Annotated in this window: 18 protein-coding genes; 16 read left to right on the plus strand and 2 right to left on the minus strand. The window is 62.8% G+C overall.

All coding sequences use genetic code 11. From position 1 onward, the window contains the following. The first annotated feature begins 43 nt into the window (after nt 1–43). The 10 genes from B2Z70_RS09300 (at nt 44) to B2Z70_RS09345 (ending at nt 8,367) form a co-directional block, all read left to right on the plus strand. Nucleotides 44–664, plus strand: coding sequence for an SOUL family heme-binding protein (locus tag B2Z70_RS09300; RefSeq protein WP_292982699.1), 621 nt, complete (start codon nt 44–46; stop codon nt 662–664). A gap of 72 nt (nt 665–736) precedes the next feature. Continuing rightward, nucleotides 737–1,321 carry an NAD(P)H-dependent oxidoreductase gene (locus B2Z70_RS09305; RefSeq protein WP_292982701.1) on the plus strand — a complete coding sequence of 195 codons (585 nt, stop codon included), beginning with the start codon at nt 737–739 and terminating at the stop codon, nt 1,319–1,321. 35 nt (nt 1,322–1,356) lie between these two features. Continuing rightward, on the plus strand, nt 1,357–1,674 hold the full coding sequence (locus tag B2Z70_RS09310; protein WP_292982703.1) for a hypothetical protein: 318 nt from the start codon (nt 1,357–1,359) through the stop codon (nt 1,672–1,674). 147 nt (nt 1,675–1,821) lie between these two features. Beyond that, the gene (locus B2Z70_RS09315; RefSeq protein ID WP_009800644.1) at nt 1,822–2,196 is read left to right on the plus strand and encodes a hypothetical protein; all 375 of its coding nucleotides are present in this window, start codon (nt 1,822–1,824) and stop codon (nt 2,194–2,196) included. 147 nt (nt 2,197–2,343) lie between these two features. Next, nucleotides 2,344–3,141, plus strand: a complete 798-nt coding sequence (locus B2Z70_RS09320) for an enoyl-CoA hydratase-related protein (RefSeq protein WP_009800645.1) — start codon at nt 2,344–2,346, stop codon at nt 3,139–3,141. A 5-nt stretch (nt 3,142–3,146) separates the two neighbouring features. Next, entirely contained in the window at nt 3,147–4,007 is an 861-nt protein-coding gene (locus tag B2Z70_RS09325) for a DUF817 domain-containing protein (protein WP_292982705.1), read from the plus strand. Between the two features lie 67 nt (nt 4,008–4,074). Then, nucleotides 4,075–6,060 carry an acetyl/propionyl/methylcrotonyl-CoA carboxylase subunit alpha gene (locus tag B2Z70_RS09330; protein WP_292982707.1) on the plus strand — a complete coding sequence of 662 codons (1,986 nt, stop codon included), beginning with the start codon at nt 4,075–4,077 and terminating at the stop codon, nt 6,058–6,060. Nucleotides 6,061–6,149: 89 nt separating this feature from the next. Further along, on the plus strand, nt 6,150–7,088 hold the full coding sequence (locus tag B2Z70_RS09335; RefSeq protein WP_292982709.1) for a cupin domain-containing protein: 939 nt from the start codon (nt 6,150–6,152) through the stop codon (nt 7,086–7,088). 88 nt (nt 7,089–7,176) lie between these two features. Continuing rightward, on the plus strand, nt 7,177–7,947 hold the full coding sequence (locus B2Z70_RS09340; RefSeq protein WP_292982711.1) for a hypothetical protein: 771 nt from the start codon (nt 7,177–7,179) through the stop codon (nt 7,945–7,947). A gap of 9 nt (nt 7,948–7,956) precedes the next feature. Next, nucleotides 7,957–8,367, plus strand: a complete 411-nt coding sequence (locus tag B2Z70_RS09345; protein ID WP_009800651.1) for a DUF1489 family protein — start codon at nt 7,957–7,959, stop codon at nt 8,365–8,367. Between the two features lies 1 nt (nt 8,368). On the opposite strand, the gene panC is transcribed toward B2Z70_RS09345, so the two are convergent. Further along, nucleotides 8,369–9,241 (minus strand): pantoate--beta-alanine ligase, encoded by an 873-nt coding sequence (panC, locus tag B2Z70_RS09350; protein WP_292982713.1) that lies wholly within the window; start codon nt 9,239–9,241, stop codon nt 8,369–8,371. Between the two features lie 87 nt (nt 9,242–9,328). Here panC and B2Z70_RS09355 point away from each other — a divergent pair, with 87 nt between their 5' ends. The 3 genes from B2Z70_RS09355 to B2Z70_RS09365 all read left to right on the plus strand — a co-directional run bounded on the left by B2Z70_RS09355 (nt 9,329) and on the right by B2Z70_RS09365 (nt 11,276). Continuing rightward, entirely contained in the window at nt 9,329–9,874 is a 546-nt protein-coding gene (locus B2Z70_RS09355; protein WP_292982715.1) for an SPOR domain-containing protein, read from the plus strand. 75 nt (nt 9,875–9,949) lie between these two features. After that, nucleotides 9,950–10,813: a division plane positioning ATPase MipZ gene (locus B2Z70_RS09360; RefSeq protein ID WP_050752837.1), complete on the plus strand. Its 864-nt coding sequence runs from the start codon at nt 9,950–9,952 to the stop codon at nt 10,811–10,813. A gap of 19 nt (nt 10,814–10,832) precedes the next feature. Further along, the gene (locus B2Z70_RS09365) at nt 10,833–11,276 is read left to right on the plus strand and encodes a DnaJ domain-containing protein (RefSeq protein ID WP_292982720.1); all 444 of its coding nucleotides are present in this window, start codon (nt 10,833–10,835) and stop codon (nt 11,274–11,276) included. A gap of 453 nt (nt 11,277–11,729) precedes the next feature. On the opposite strand, the gene B2Z70_RS09370 is transcribed toward B2Z70_RS09365, so the two are convergent. Next, entirely contained in the window at nt 11,730–12,986 is a 1,257-nt protein-coding gene (locus B2Z70_RS09370) for a D-alanyl-D-alanine carboxypeptidase (RefSeq protein ID WP_009800656.1), read from the minus strand. A 416-nt stretch (nt 12,987–13,402) separates the two neighbouring features. On the opposite strand from B2Z70_RS09370, the gene B2Z70_RS09375 reads away from it, so the two are divergent. The 3 genes from B2Z70_RS09375 to B2Z70_RS09385 form a co-directional block, all read left to right on the plus strand. Further along, nucleotides 13,403–13,840 (plus strand): phasin family protein, encoded by a 438-nt coding sequence (locus B2Z70_RS09375; protein WP_040612875.1) that lies wholly within the window; start codon nt 13,403–13,405, stop codon nt 13,838–13,840. A gap of 248 nt (nt 13,841–14,088) precedes the next feature. Then, a complete protein-coding gene (gene clpS, locus B2Z70_RS09380; protein WP_009800658.1) occupies nt 14,089–14,415 on the plus strand; it encodes an ATP-dependent Clp protease adapter ClpS in 327 nt (108 codons plus the stop codon). Between the two features lie 3 nt (nt 14,416–14,418). Further along, a partial coding sequence (locus tag B2Z70_RS09385; protein ID WP_292982738.1) for a Clp protease N-terminal domain-containing protein occupies nt 14,419–15,069 on the plus strand: 651 nt, incomplete at its 3' end.

The raw sequence follows: 15,069 nt of genomic DNA on the forward strand, positions 1-15,069 counted from the left end.
GGGCGAGCCGTAACAAGGCGCATGATGCGATTGGAGTTCGATCATGCGCGTGTTCGCTGGCTTGGCAGGCCTGGTCTGCCTACTCGCTTCCGGTGCGGCCATGGCCGCTGAAGAGCCGTCCTATACGATGGTGGAGCGCGTGGGATCGATCGAGATCCGCGATTATCCCGGTCTCATTCACGCCGAGGTGACCGTCAGGGGGGATCGTCAGACCGCCACGCGGCGCGGCTTCCAGCCGCTCGCCAATTACATCTTCGGCGGCAATCAGCCCCGCGAAGACATCGCGATGACTGCGCCTGTCACCGCCTCTCGCTCGGGCCAGTCCATCGCCATGACGGCGCCGGTCACTTACGAGCCGGCGGGAGAGGGGGAATGGGTCGTCTCCTTCATCATGCCGTCTGAATGGACGATGGAAACGCTTCCGGTCGCCAATGATCCCGATGTGCGATTGCGCGAGGCGCCGCCGCGTCGGGTGGCGGTCATCCAGTTTTCCGGTGTGATGAATGAACGCCGCGCCGAGCGCCATTTGGAAGAGCTTGAAGCCTTCCTCAGCGAGCGAGGGCTGTCAGCGCTGGGTGCGCCGACTTTCGCCGCCTACAACCCGCCCTGGATCCCGGGGCCCTTCCGACGCAATGAAATCTGGATCGAGGTGAGCGCCGACTAGGGGGCATTGCGCCGCATCCCGTGCGTTGCTCTTTCAGGGTAGACTTCCTGCACAGCTTTGCAGGAGCGCCCCATGCCCAAGCGTATCTGCCTGATCAACGGCCATCCCGATCCATCGCCCGAGCGGTTCTGCCATGCGCTGACCGACGCCTATCAGGCCGGCGCGCAGGAGACGGGCCATATCGTCGATCGCCTTGATGTGGGCGCGATGGAGTTCGGCTTTCTGTCCTCACCGCAAGAGTTCGAAACGAAGCCGCCTGCGGTCTTTGATCCGGTGCGGCCGGCGATGAGCGAGGCGGATCACCTCGTGCTGATATATCCGCTCTGGCTGGGGGAGATTCCCGCCAAGACCAAGGCGTTCTTCGAGCATGCCGCCAGTGGAGAATTCTTCCTGGCCACGAGCGCGAACGGCGCCGGTTGGCCCGCCCAGCGCATGAAAGGCAAGTCTGCGCGCCTGATCGTCACCATGGGCATGCCGGGATTTGCCTACAAACTGATCTTCGGCGCGCATTCACTCAAAGCGCTGGAGGCGGGTCTGTTGAAGATTTCCGGCTTCAAGCCTGTGCGGCACACCGTCTTTGGCGGCGTCCAGATCAGCGAGAAAAGCCGTCTGTCCATGCTTGAAAAGACGCGGACCCTAGGCCGGGCAGCCCGATAGGGTTACAACACCCCCACGGGTTAATGGGGGACATTATGGAAATTCTCAACGACGTGCTCGACTTCATGCGGGCGGGCTTTAACGAGATCAATGCGGTGCAGGGGCTCCTCATTGCGCTGGTCGCCGCCATTGTGCTGCCGGACCTCAAACGTTTACCGGTCATCGTGCTGGCGGCCACGGTCATCCACCTCGCCGTGGACATCCTGATCCCGGTCATCGCCAATGGCGCCGCTTTGCGACTGCCGCCCATTCTGGAAGGCAATTACTGGCGTTACGCCGCTGTGGTGCTGGTGGGCTATCTGGTCGTCATCACGATCTTTGCGATCATCAAGCGCCTTCTATTCAAGCGTTAACCAAGACCGAGAAACAGAGCCGCCGAGACTTGTCTGCATTGCCGTTTTTTGGCGGTGCAACAAGAGTTTTGCTTGATTTTTGTTAACTTCTTGGCACGCTCTGCTCAGTGGCGGCCTTCAGTAAGGCTGGCTGGCGAGGGGATGACTATGGAATACATCGATCAAATCTGGGCCTATATCGAGCCCGTCTGGTCTTGGCTCATGGCCGGACTGCAATACTCCATGCATGGCGATGGCGGCTCCATCAACTGGATCTTCCTGGGCGTGCAGATGGGCGTGATCGGCCTGGTGATGGCGCTGCTGATGCAGGAATACGCCGCCATTCTGATCTTCACGGTGCTCTCGGCGATCGTTCATGTGATCGTCGATATCGTGCTGCCGATGGTGCGCGACGGCGCAAGCTTCGCGATTCCGCCGGTGACCGACATGCTCTACTGGCAATACATCGCCTTTCTGGGCCTGACCTATCTGGTTGGCCTGACGGTGCTCTACATCATCAAGGCGATCGTCCTGCCGCGCTAGATCGCCGTCATTTCGGGGTCAGCAAGGCCCGCCGCCCTGACCGGCGGCGGGCCTTCGTCATTTCGACGCACAGGTGACGGCTTGGCCCGGCGCGCCCGGCGGAGTAATCAGAAGAGATACTGACTGCTAGCGAAGAGGCGATGTCTGATGGCTGCTGAAAACGAAGTCCTGCTCGATGTAACTCCCGGCGGCGCCGCCATCGTCACGCTCAACCGGCCTGACAAGCATAACGCTTTCAACGCCGACATCATTGCGCGCCTGTCCGACATCTTCGAGACCCTGCGCGCAAACACCGACGAGGTGCGCGTGGTCTTCCTGCGCGGCGCCGGGCGCAGCTTCTCCGCCGGTGCGGATCTGGAATGGATGAAAGCGGCGGCGGACTGGACCCATGAGGATAACCAGGCCGATGCTCTGAACCTCGCGCGCATGCTCAAGCGCCTGCACGATCTGCCCCAGACCACCATTGCGCTGGTTCAGGGCGCGGCCATGGGCGGCGGCGCCGGACTGATGGCGGCGTGTGATGTGGCCGTGGCGGTCAAGGACGCCAAGATCCGCTTCTCTGAAGTGCGCCTTGGACTGACCCCGGCGACCATTTCGCCCTTCGTGGTGCGCGCCATTGGTCCACGCTATGCCCGCGCCCTGTTTGCCACGGGCGAGGGCTTTGACGGCGAGTTCGCCCACAAGATCGGCCTTGCGCAATATGTGGTCGAGAGCGCGGACGAGCTCGATGACATGATGGAATATCTGGGCAAGCTCGCCTTCCAGACCGCCCCGGGCGCGGTGCGGGACGCCAAGGCGCTGGTGGATATGGTCGCCGATCGCGAGATCAATGACGACCTCCTGCGCAAGACCGCCCACCAGATCGCCGACCGCCGCGTCAGCGATGAGGGCCGCGAAGGCCTCGCCGCCTTCCTTGAAAAGCGCAAACCCTATTGGGCGGACTAGTCCGCTTGAGCCTGCGCGATCTTGAAGCCTGGTTTCACCGCGAGCGGGAGGCCTTGCGCGCCCGTTGGGTGAGGGGGCCGGTTTCGCTCGCGGCCTTCGAATTCCTGGCGTTCGGGATCAAGCAGGGCTGGGCGTGCCTCTTTGGCGGGCTGATGCTGGCGCTGATTCTGGGCGTCTATCTGTTCTATCCAGCCAATGCGCCGTTGCACCGGTTTGACGTCATCACGCTGGGCGCGGTGGCGATCCAGATCGGCATGATCGCCTTCCGGCTGGAAAGCTGGGCCGAGGTGCGGATCATCGCGGTCTTCCATGTGGTCGGCACCGCGATGGAAATCTTCAAGGTCCATGCCGGGTCCTGGGTCTATCCCGGCGCAAACGATGCCCTGTTCGCCATATGGGGCGTGCCGCTGTTTTCAGGCTTCATGTATGCCAGCGTCGGCAGCTATATGGCGCGGGTCTGGCGCATTTTCGACTTCCGCTTTGACCGCTTCCCGCCGGTCTGGGCTCAGGCGCTGCTGGCGCTGGCCATCTACATCAACTTCTTCAGCCATCACTATGTGATTGATATCCGCTGGGCGCTCTTCGCCGCGAGCGCGCTGATCTATGGCCCCTGCGTGATCTGGTTCCGGCCCGACCGCGCCCATCGCTTCATGCCGCTTCTCCTGGGGCTCGTTCTGGTCGCGCTCTTTATCTGGTTCGCCGAGAATATCGGGACCTTCGCGCGCGCCTGGAGCTATCCCGGACAGGAGCATCAGTGGAAAATGGTCTCGCTCGCCAAGCTCGGGAGCTGGTTCCTCCTCATGCAGATCAGTTTCGTGCTTGTGGTGCTGACCCGGGGCGCCGAACGCCCTGATAAACAGAGCTAAGCTTGCACACGGGCCCGGCTTGGCCCAAAACCGCGCCATCAGCTTTCACCGCAATGGATGCCAGCCCATGATGAAAAAGCTTCTGATCGCCAACCGGGGTGAAATCGCCTGCCGCGTGATGCGCACGGCGCACCGTCTGGGAATCGCCACGGTCGCGGTCTATTCCGAAGCCGACGCAGAAGCGCCTCATGTGCGGATGGCCGATGAAGCCGTGCTGCTGGGCCCGGCGCCGGCGCGTGAAAGCTATCTCAAGGCCGATCTGATCCTGAAGGCGGCGAAGGATACAGGGGCGGACGCAATCCATCCCGGGTATGGCTTCCTGTCAGAGAACGCCGAGTTCGCCCGCGCCTGCGCGAAAGCGGGGGTCACCTTTGTGGGGCCGTCGGCCGAAGCCATCGAGGCGATGGGTCTGAAGGACCGCGCCAAGAAGCTGATGGAAGAGGCGGGCGTGCCCGTCACGCCGGGCTATCATGGCGACAATCAGGAGCCGGACCATCTCAAGGCCCAGGCCGACGAGATCGGTTATCCGGTGCTGATCAAGGCGGTCGCCGGCGGCGGCGGCAAGGGCATGCGCAAGGTCGAGGAGTCGAACGCTTTCCTGGAAGCGCTCGAAAGCTGCAAGCGCGAAGCGGCGTCGAGCTTTGGCGATGAGCGCGTCCTGATCGAGAAATTCATCTCTAGTCCGCGCCATATCGAGGTTCAGGTCTTTGGCGACAGCCGAGGCCGGGTGGTGCACTTCTTCGAGCGGGACTGTTCGCTTCAGCGCCGCCACCAGAAGGTCATCGAGGAAGCCCCCGCGCCGGGCATGACGCCCAATGTGCGCGTCGCCATGTGCTCGGCCGCTGTCCGCGCTGCGCAGGCGGTGGACTATGTGGGCGCCGGGACCATCGAGTTCATCGTGGATGGTTCGGGCCCGCTGCGCGAGGACGGCTTCTACTTCATGGAGATGAACACCCGTCTCCAGGTGGAGCATCCGGTCACCGAATCTGTCACGGGCATGGACCTGGTCGAGCTGCAGCTGCGCGTCGCATCGGGCGGTTCGGTGCCGGAGCAGGACGAAATTCATCTCAAGGGCTGGGCCATGGAAGCCCGGCTCTATGCCGAGGACCCGGCGACCGGTTTCCTGCCCTCCATCGGGCAGCTCGATTTTCTCGATCTGCCCAAGACCGATCTGGCGAACGGCGTTCGCACCGATTCCGGCGTGCGGCAGGGCGGTGAGGTCTCGCTGCACTATGATCCGATGATCGCCAAGCTGATCACCTTCGGCGACACGCGTGAGGACGCCATCGACCGGCTTGTCACGGTGCTGGACCACGAGGTTCGCGTCTATCCGGTCAAGACCAATGCGGGCTTCCTGCGCCGGGCGCTGACCCATGCCGATTTCCGCGCCGGAGAGGTGGATACGCGTTTCATCGATGCGCGCCTTGAGGAATTGGCGCCGAAATCACCGCCTGCTTTCAGCTATGTGGCGGCGGCCCTCGGTCTGACCCATGGCGCAGGCCTCTTTGCTCACGCGTCAGATCCCTGGTCGGTTGCGGATGGCTTCCGCGCCAATGCGGATTCGGTCATCGAGATGGGCTTCCAGGCGGATGAAGCCCGGCTGTCGGTCTCGCTTGAGCGCGAGGGTGACCGCATCACCGCCCGGATTGGCGAGGAGAGCTTTGCGCTGAGTGAGCTCAGATTGAGCGCGACCGAAGTTTCGGCCCGCCTGAACGGCCGGGAAGTCTCGGCCCGTCTCGAGGCGCGCAAGCGCGGCATGCTGGTGGCGACACAAGGCGAGACCCACTTGATCAGCCTCTACAATCCGGCGGCGATGGCGGATGCTCTGGAGGCGGGCGGCGCGGTTAAGGCGCCGATGCCCGGCAAGGTGTTGTCCGTGCCGGTCAAGGCGGGCGATAGCGTGAAGAAGGGCCAGACGCTGGCGGTTCTGGAAGCCATGAAGATGGAGCACGCGCTGTCTGCGCCGCGCGATGGCGTGGTGGACAGCGTTTCGGCCGCAGAGGGCGATCAGGTCGGCGACGGCGCCATTCTGGTGACGCTGGCGGACGAGTAGTCCGCCTCTGATCAAGGGTTTGGCCCGTGTGATGCACCGTTTGCGACAGAGGATGCGAGAGCGTCCCAGTTTGCGACGGAGCGCCCGTGATGACCGACCCTGTGCTGATCGACTGGAATGACGACAAGCGGAAGGATTTCCGCCAGGGCGTTGTGACCGCGCGTCACCGTCTTCACATGGATCCGGCCTTCAGCGAGCTGGCGCTCGCCGCGCTGCTGAACCGTCACCCCAAAGGGCTGACGGACATTTGCACCATGGGCGATGATCCGACCGATCGGGAAAGCTGGCGAGCCGGCGAGGGCGGAGGCCTGAAAGGCCGTGAGCTGATCGAGGCGGTGCGCGAAGGCAAGCTGTGGATCAATCTGCGCCAGGCGATGGACACCGATCCGGTCTACAAGCCGATCTTCGAAGCCCTGATCAGTCAGCTCAAGCGTCTCAATCCGGGATTCAGTCCGCTGCGCGCGTATGGCGGCATCCTGATCTCCAGCCCCCGGGCGCAGGTGTTCTTCCACTCTGACGTCTCTGAGACCCTGCTGCTGCATGTGAAGGGCCGGAAACGCTTCCGCATCTATCCACCGCGCGCGCCCTTCGTGGATCCGCAATTCATGGAAGCGATCCTGCACAAGACCCAGACCGAGGATGTCCCGTTTGACCCCGCCTGGGACGAACAGGCGGCCCAGATTGATCTCGACCCTGGCGCATTTGTCTCCTGGCCGCTGCACGCGCCGCACCGGGTTGAGAACCTTGAGGGTCTGAACGTGTCGATCACCGTCGAGATGGTGACGCCCCAGTCCACGCTCCAGAACGGCGTCTATCACGCCAATGGCGTGCTGCGTCAGGCCGGTTGGACCCCGCGCACGGCGTCGACCCGTGGGGTTCAGGCTTACGCCAAGATGGGGCTGTCCAGGGCGTTCAAGGCGTATCAGAGCGTGATGGGCGCTCCTTCCGAGCCCGCGCCGAAAAGCGAAACCACATTCGATGTGGATCTCGCGCACAAGGACGGCCTGTCGGATCGCGCCACCGCCTGATCAGGGACAATTTGTCTGATGTCGGCCCTAGTCTCGCCGCATTAGGAAGGCGACACTGCCGCCTCCTGATAATGACAAGGGCTGTTTCATGCTTCGCACCCTGACGCTGGGCGCTTGCGCCGCGCTTTGCTCCTCCGCCGCTCTCGCTCAGCTGCCCGACCCGCTCGAGCGGGCGTTGTCGGTCAGCCTTAATGACCCAGTCGCTCAACGTGTGGACGTGATGGTGGGCGATAATGACGGCCAGATCACGGTGCGCATCCAGGAGGATGCGGACGGTGCGAGCCATTACACGCTGCTGTCGCCGTCTGAAGCGGGTCTGAACGAGTCAGAACGCGAGATGTGGGAAGAGATGTTCTTGTCCGATGAGGACGCCTCTGAGGAAGACGAAGAGGATGGCTTTGGGGGGGAGGATTTCGATGCTGAAGACCTGCGCCGCATCATCGGATCCGAAGCCACTCTCCTGCGTGAGGAAGACGGTCTGCTCATCTACGGTTTCACGCCCCAGGCCTTTCCCGATGATGAGGATGAACCCGATGGCGCCGCGCGACGCATGCTGGACGCCATGACGGGCGAAGTCAGCGTGAACGCCCAGACCGGTCATGTGGCCGGCTTCCAGATGATCCTGCGCGAGAGTGTGAAGCCCAACTTCGCTGCCCGCATCGAGGATTTCCGTTTCGTGCAGAGCTATGTCTTTGACGAAGTGGTGAACGGGCCGCGACTGGAGAGCCTGAGGTTCAACATTGCTGGGTCAGCCGCCTTCCAGTCATTCGACGAGAGCATGAGCGTGGACATTCTCGACGTGCAGTGGGCGACGCCCTCTGCAGGCGGAGCGGTTGTTGACGCGGCGGAGTCGCATTAACTCCGCGCCATGGCGCTCAATCTGGTCAAACTCTGCGTCGGTGTGGATTCGGTTGAACAGCTGCAAGGCTGGCTCGACCGTCATGACGGTCAGCCGACGGTCCACACCACCCGCATGACGCCCAAGCGCAAGGACGAGATCCTTGCGGGCGGCTCGCTGTACTGGGTGATCAAGCGCGTCATCCAGGTGCGGCAGCCAGTGCTCGACCTGGAAGAGTTCACCGACCCCGAAGGCGTCAAGCGGTGCAATATCTGGCTTGAGAACAAACTTGTTCGCACCGCGCCGTCGCCGCGGCGCGCCTTTCAGGGCTGGCGCTATCTGAAGGCGGAAGATGCGCCTGCGGACCTCACAGAGCATTCGGGCGGGGAAGACCTGCCCGACGAGCTGCGCCGCAAGCTGATCGAGCTGGGCGCCTGGTGATCTAGGCCTTCGGAGCGGGGCGATTGTCGATCAGACGCGTCTTGCCCACGCGCACCGCCGCCAGAACCCGCGCGTCACCCTCGATCGGACCGGAGGGCAGCGCCTCAAGCGACGCTGCATCGCGCGCAACCACGTAATCCACGCCATCGAAGGCGGATTGGGCCTTGAGCTGAGCCTGGTGCTGAGCGTCGGCGACATTGGCGCCGTCTTTCAGCGCGTCAGCGAATTCCTGCAAGATCACATTGAGGCGCGCGGCGCGCTTGCGGTCCGTCTTGCTCAGATAGACATTGCGGGAGGAGAGGGCGAGGCCGTCGGTTTCACGCACCGTCTCCCCGCCTGCAATCTCCACAGGCAGGTTGAGGTCGCGCACCATGCGGCGGATCACCATGAGCTGCTGGTAATCCTTTTCGCCAAAGACCGCGAGATCGGGCTGGACCTGATTGAGCAGCTTGCAGACGACGGTTGCGACGCCGTTGAAGAAGTGAGGACGAGAAATGCTTTCCAGCCCATGTGTGGGTCCGGTCAGGCTGACGGTGGTGACATAGCCTTCGGGATACATCTCCCCCGCATCGGGCGAATAGACCAGATGCGCGCCAATGCTGGCGAGCTTCTGGGCGTCCGCCTCGAGCGTGCGCGGATAGGAGTCAAAATCCTCGCCCGGCGCGAACTGGGTCGGGTTCACGAAAATGCTGACGATGACGCGATCTGACGTTTCCAACGCCTGTTTGACCAGCGCCAGATGGCCGTCATGCAGCGCGCCCATGGTCGGCACGAAGCCGATGCGCAGGCCATCGGATCGCCATTGCCGGACCTGTTCGCGTAGATCAGCGATGTTGTAGGCGGCGGGCAGGGAGAGTTCGGGACCGTTGGACACGGCGGCCTCCTGGGCGAAATTACAGGCTGCACGCTAGCCTTAGCCGTGGCAGACTCGCAAGCGCGCGACTCGGTTCTGGGGATAGGCATGCGACTGGTCTTCATCACATTGGCGACACTGGGCCTGACGGCCTGTGTCAGCACGGGCTCTCCATCTGTGGAAGGTCGGGCGCAACCGGCTCTGGAGCTCGCGCGCCTGCTTGAAGATACCGCCCAGCGTCATCCTGAACGGATCGAGGCCTCGAGCGCCGAGATGGGCGCCTTGCGGGCGGCGCTGCTCGAAGCGCCCCAAACCCCTATGACGCCGACGGCGGCCCTCGCCGGACCAGAGGATTTTGCGCCGGCTCCGGATCTCGATAATGCGCAGAGCCTTCTTTACGCCGCCCATCTGGCCTCCTACCGGCTGATGAGCAACGCCGAGATCGGCTGGCGGCAGCTGAGCGGACAATTGCCAGCGCTGTCCTCGACGCAGGCGCGCACCGAGCTTGTGCATCTCGAGCAGGGCGACTTCCTGCGGCTGAAGGCTGGCCCGTTCGACACGCGCGCCGACGCGCAGGCCCTGTGCGCACAGGCGCAAGCAGCGGGTCTGTGGTGCCAGACCACGCACTTTACCGGTGCGGCTCTGCCCGGTTAGGTCCACAACATCACTTTGCCATTGAGCGCGGAGCATGCTAGCGCCGCGGCATCTGGGTATCGGGGAGTCGTCAACGTGTCTGCTGACGCCGTTGGGTCATCGGGGCGCGCCGTAGAGGGCGCGCACGTCATCGTGGTCGGGAACGAGAAGGGCGGCGCGGGCAAGTCCACCGTCGCCATTCACCTGGCGGTGGCCCTGATGCGAATGGGCAAGACGGTGGGCGTGATTGATCTGGATTTGCGTCAGGCGAGCCTCAGTCGCTATCTTGAGAACCGGCGCCGCTGGGCGGATGCGCGCGGCGTCACCCTGCCCATGCCGGTGCAGGGGCGCCTGCCGATCTCTCAGTCACGCTCGCTTGACGAAGTGGAAGCGGAAGAGCGGGCGGCCTGGGAGGAAACCCTGGGGCAGCTTCATCGCGGCTGTGATTTCATCATCGTGGATTCACCCGGCGGCGACACCCATTACGCTCGGCTCGCCCATGCGAGCGCCGACACACTGATCACGCCGATCAATGACAGCTTCATAGATTTTGCGCTGCTGGCGGAGATCGATGGCGACACATTCGAAGTCGGCCGCCCGAGCGTCTATTCGGAAATGGTCTGGGAGTGCCGCAAGCGCAAGGCCATGCGTGACCGCAAGTCCATTGACTGGCTGGTCATGCGCAACCGGGTCTCCAATCTCGATTCCCGCAACAAGCGCCGCGTTGGTCGCGGTTTGAAAGCGCTCTCCGAGCGCGTCGGGTTTCGTCTGGCGCCGGGCTTTTCCGAGCGCGTGATTTATCGCGAGCTCTTTCCCGCAGGGCTGACCTTGCTTGATCTGACCGAAGCGGGCTCGTCCATGACCTTCACCATGAGCCATGTGGCCGCCCGTCAGGAATTGCGCGAACTGATGATCGTGCTCAAACTGCCTGGCGTGAGCGGGAAACCCTTCCCGTTCTGAGGCGGACTGAAACGCGATCATGATCTATTACTTCTTCGTCCTGTTGATCCTGGTCGGCGTTGTCATCGCCATCCTGATGGCGAAACTGCCGTCCAAACAGGCGGCCAACCTCTTGCGTTGGGTGCTGGGCGTTGGCGGATTGCTGGTGGGCGGCCTGCTCACCATCCGCGGCCTCGCTGTGGCCGGCATTCCCATGATTGGCGCAGCGCTCGGATTTCTGGGCGTCGCCATGGGACGCAAGCCGTCCCGCCGCTCGGGCGGGGGTTCATCCTCGTCTCCCGCCTCAACGGGGATGAGCGAAGCCGAGGCGCGCGCCATTCTGGGCGTCGGCCCGGATGCGGACGAAGAGACGATCCGCAAGGCCCACCGCACCATGATGAAACGGGTCCATCCCGATCAGGGCGGATCTGATGCGCTGGCCGCAAAGGTGCAGGAAGCGCGCGACGTTCTCTTGAAGGACTAGTCTCGAATTTTAATCAGCCCATTGATCTTTTAAGAAGATCGAGATTCGTAATTTAGATTTTTGCTCGGTAGTAATAACTACGCTCGGAACGTATTTAGTGAGATGAATCCAATGCCGCTTACTTCAGTATTTCTCGTGATCTACGATGTCGAAGAGCGTTTTCTACCCAAATTCTCTACGAGCCTTAAAAGTTTGGGGTCTTGGGCGACCCTTACGCCCAGTGCGATGATGGTAAGAACAGAGCAATCCCTAGAAGCCATGATGGAACAACTTCAGGCTTTGATAGGGCCGCGTGATAGTCTTTGGGTTGTGACGCCCACCAGACCATGGAGCGGATATGGGGACCCAACTGTCGATGATTGCCTTCATGCGACGCTTGGGAAGGATAATGGAAACTGGGTTTCGAAAGACTGGAATGAGATACTTGATCGACGTGATGATTGAGAATCGATCTTAGGCCGAAGGCGGCACGGCGAAGCAGGATTCCCCGCTCGCTTCGAGGCGCTGGCAGATCGAGCGGGCGCGGTCGCCGTCCAGACCGGCATAGCGGGCGCGCCAGAGCTGGCGTCCATTACGCTCCAGCGGCTCCACGCGGGCTTGCGCCTCGCCCAGAAGCGAATGCAGGCCCATCATGGCGATGCTCTCAAGGCGCGCCGAGGCGGCGGCTTGGGACGTGAAGGCGCCCACCTGGACCGACCAGCCTTCGGGCGTTGCAACAGGCGAGAAGGGCCGCGGACGGGGCGCAGCGTCCAGATCCGCCAGCTCCACCTGAGCCGCAGGCGCGCCCGGGGCGGAGCCCTGGGCGGTCTGGGCGGGCAGGGTGGTAAGCTCAGCGGTGAGGATTTCCTGTTCGCGCACCGGGTTCAGGCGCGGCGTGTTCATGGCCGCCAGCATCCGGCCTTCCGAACGGGCGTTGAGTGCGGAGAACGCGGCTTCGATCAGTTCGCGGGCATGGGCGTCACGGACCGAGGCGGAGACCCCGCCCATCACCACGGCGATGATGCGATGACCGTCCCGCTCTGCGCTGGCGGCGAGGTTGAAACCCGAGGCGCGGATATAGCCGGTCTTCAGACCGTCCACGCCCGCCTGGTTGCCGACCAGAGAGTTGTGATTGCGATGGGTGACGCCATTCCAGCGGAAGCGGGTCTCACCGAAATAGTGATAATACTGAGGAAAGTCCTCATGCAGGGCATAGGCGAGCCGGGCGACGTCCCGCGCCGTGGTGTGCTGGGCCGCGTCAGGCAGGCCGGAGGCGTTCCGGAATACGGTGTTGGTCATGCCCAGCTCACGGGCGCGCAGGGTCATGACGGCTGCGAACCGCGCCTCGTCGTCCTGAAGGTGTTCGGCGACCGCGACCGCCACGTCATTGGCGCTCTGGATGATGAGGGCGCGGATCGCGTCCTCGACGCGGATCGTCTGTCCTGCACGCAAGCCCAGTTTCGAGGACGGACGGCTGGCTGCTTCCGCTGAGGCCGTAATGGCGTCATCCAGGCTGACCTCTCCGCGCTCCAGCGCCTCGAACAGCATGTAGAGGGTCATCATCTTGGTCAGCGAGGCGGGATAGCGCTCGGCGTCAGCCCGCCGCGAATGCAGGACCTCGCCGGTCTCCATGTCCGCGACAAAGGCGGCGTATCGCTCGCTCGCCTCGGCGCGGGAGGTGAGGGCGAAAACGCTCAGAACGCACAGCAGGGCCAGGATGTATCGAGACATGCCCCGGACGATGGGGCACAAGCTCTTGCTCGAGCGTTAACCGTGCCGGGATTTTCAGCGCTCACAGGGCGCGACAAATTGTGCACCGCACAAAAACGCCTTGACGAGTCGCTTCTGAGCGTACATATATGCTGCACCTGCGAACGAGCAGGCAGCGCATGGAGCCCATCATGGCGAACGCGACTCCGAAAGAAACTGCGTCTGAGACGCCCGCGCCGACCGCTGCTGAAGCGGCGAAATCGGCGGCGTCTCAATCGGAAGCGAACCCTGAGGCTGCTGCGGAGCCGGCGAAGCAACCGGCTCGTCCCGTGAAGGCCAGCGCGAAGGCGCCGGCCAAGCGGACCGCCAAAAAGACGCCGGGCCAAAGCAAAACCCGAAAACCCTCGCCCCCGCGCAAATATTCTGGAGACACGTCGATGACCACCGCCAAGAACACCGCGAAAGACACGATCGAGACCATGACCACCGCGTCGAACGAAGCCATCAAGGACGGCTTCGAGAAGTCCATGAAGGCTGTGAATGATTTCAGCGCCTTCCACAAGGACACTGTTGACGCCGTGATCGCCTCGAGCACCACGGCCGCGAAATCCATCGAGGAACTGAACGCTGCGAACCTGGCCTTCGCCAAAAAGTCCATGGAAGACAGCGTGGCCGCCGCCAAGTCCATGGCTGGCGCCAAATCGGTTCAGGAAGTTCTCGAGATCCAGTCCGACTACGCCAAGTCGTCCCTGGATGCCATGATGGCCGAGATGAACAAGAATTCCGACCTGATGTCCAATCTGGTCAAGGACACCTTCAAGCCGATCAATGATCGCTTCTCCGCCGCTCTGGAACTGATGCAGTCCCAGCGCTAGGCGCACCTGATCGCCGGACCGCGTCTCGACGCGCGGTCCGGCCCCGTATCCTCCCTGACTGGTCCGGCGTTCGACGTCGGACCATTTTTTTTGACCCGATTGGCGCGCTTTCCACGAATAAGCTGCGTTGTGATCAGTTGAGGGGGTTCTCAGTAACCCCGCCGCGCTTATTTAATTACAGGATCGATTGCCGCAGCCGAAAAACCGGATCAAGCTGGGGCAAGCTTATATGAGACGCCTGACTGCCCATGAGTGAGCCTAAGAAGCCAGACCTGCCCGATCAGGAGACCGGCGTTACAGTCAAGCCGCGCGCACGGACCAAGCGTCCGTCGATGTACAAGGTTTTGCTGCTCAATGACGACTACACGCCGATGGAGTTCGTCATCGAGGTTCTGGTTCGCATTTTTCACAAGGGGCAAGAAGACGCGACTCGCATCATGCTTCATGTGCACCAGCATGGAGTCGGGGTGTGCGGCGTGTTCACCTACGAGGTCGCCGAGACCAAGGTGGCCCAGGTCATGGACGCTGCGCGTCGCGCTCAGCACCCGTTACAGTGCACGATGGAAAAGGATTAGGCCTTGCCCTCTTTCTCACCCACTCTCGAACGTTCCCTGCATCGCGCCCTGACGGCCGCGACTGAACGCAAGCACGAATACGCCACGCTGGAGCATCTCCTGCTCTCGCTGTGCGAGGATGTGGATGCGTCTGCGGTCATGCGCGCGTGCGATGTGGATGTGGACGAGCTTCGTGACACGCTCAATGAGTATGTAGACGAAGAACTGGCGAGCCTCATGGTGGATGATGGCGAGGACGCCAAACCCACGGCCGGCTTCCAGCGCGTCATCCAGCGCGCGGTGATCCATGTCCAGAATTCCGGTCGCGATGAAGTGACCGGCGCCAATGTGCTGGTCGCGCTCTTCGCCGAACGCGAAAGCCATGCCGCCTACTTCCTCGCCGAGCGGGACATGACCCGGTATGACGCGGTCAATTACATCTCCCACGGCATCTCCAAGAAGCCGGGCGAGTCCGACTCCCGTCCGCCCCGTGGCGCGGAAGAGGATGCGGTCGAGCCGGGCGAGGGCGCCGAGGAGAAGGATGACGCGCTGTCCGCCTATTGCGTCGATCTCAACGAGAAGGCCCGCGAAGGCGGCGTCGATCCGCTGATCGGGCGCGAGCACGAGGTGGAGCGCTGCATCCAGGTGCTGTGCCGCCGCCGCAAGAACAACCCG

It is taken from the genome of Oceanicaulis sp. UBA6590, assembly GCF_002433705.1.
Lineage (GTDB): Bacteria > Pseudomonadota > Alphaproteobacteria > Caulobacterales > Maricaulaceae > Oceanicaulis.

Excerpts from the sequence above, each read along its gene's own strand:
- B2Z70_RS09300 (WP_292982699.1), top strand. The coding sequence starts at position 44 with ATGCGCGTGTTCGCTGGCTTGGCAGGCCTGGTCTGCCTACTCGCTTCC.
- B2Z70_RS09305 (WP_292982701.1), top strand. The coding sequence starts at position 737 with ATGCCCAAGCGTATCTGCCTGATCAACGGCCATCCCGATCCATCGCCC.
- B2Z70_RS09310 (WP_292982703.1), top strand. The coding sequence starts at position 1,357 with ATGGAAATTCTCAACGACGTGCTCGACTTCATGCGGGCGGGCTTTAAC.
- B2Z70_RS09315 (WP_009800644.1), top strand. The coding sequence starts at position 1,822 with ATGGAATACATCGATCAAATCTGGGCCTATATCGAGCCCGTCTGGTCT.
- B2Z70_RS09320 (WP_009800645.1), top strand. The coding sequence starts at position 2,344 with ATGGCTGCTGAAAACGAAGTCCTGCTCGATGTAACTCCCGGCGGCGCC.
- B2Z70_RS09330 (WP_292982707.1), top strand. The coding sequence starts at position 4,075 with ATGATGAAAAAGCTTCTGATCGCCAACCGGGGTGAAATCGCCTGCCGC.
- B2Z70_RS09335 (WP_292982709.1), top strand. The coding sequence starts at position 6,150 with ATGACCGACCCTGTGCTGATCGACTGGAATGACGACAAGCGGAAGGAT.
- B2Z70_RS09340 (WP_292982711.1), top strand. The coding sequence starts at position 7,177 with ATGCTTCGCACCCTGACGCTGGGCGCTTGCGCCGCGCTTTGCTCCTCC.
- B2Z70_RS09345 (WP_009800651.1), top strand. The coding sequence starts at position 7,957 with ATGGCGCTCAATCTGGTCAAACTCTGCGTCGGTGTGGATTCGGTTGAA.
- B2Z70_RS09355 (WP_292982715.1), top strand. The coding sequence starts at position 9,329 with ATGCGACTGGTCTTCATCACATTGGCGACACTGGGCCTGACGGCCTGT.
- B2Z70_RS09365 (WP_292982720.1), top strand. The coding sequence starts at position 10,833 with ATGATCTATTACTTCTTCGTCCTGTTGATCCTGGTCGGCGTTGTCATC.
- B2Z70_RS09370 (WP_009800656.1), bottom strand. The coding sequence starts at position 12,986 with ATGTCTCGATACATCCTGGCCCTGCTGTGCGTTCTGAGCGTTTTCGCC.
- B2Z70_RS09375 (WP_040612875.1), top strand. The coding sequence starts at position 13,403 with ATGACCACCGCCAAGAACACCGCGAAAGACACGATCGAGACCATGACC.
- clpS (WP_009800658.1), top strand. The coding sequence starts at position 14,089 with ATGAGTGAGCCTAAGAAGCCAGACCTGCCCGATCAGGAGACCGGCGTT.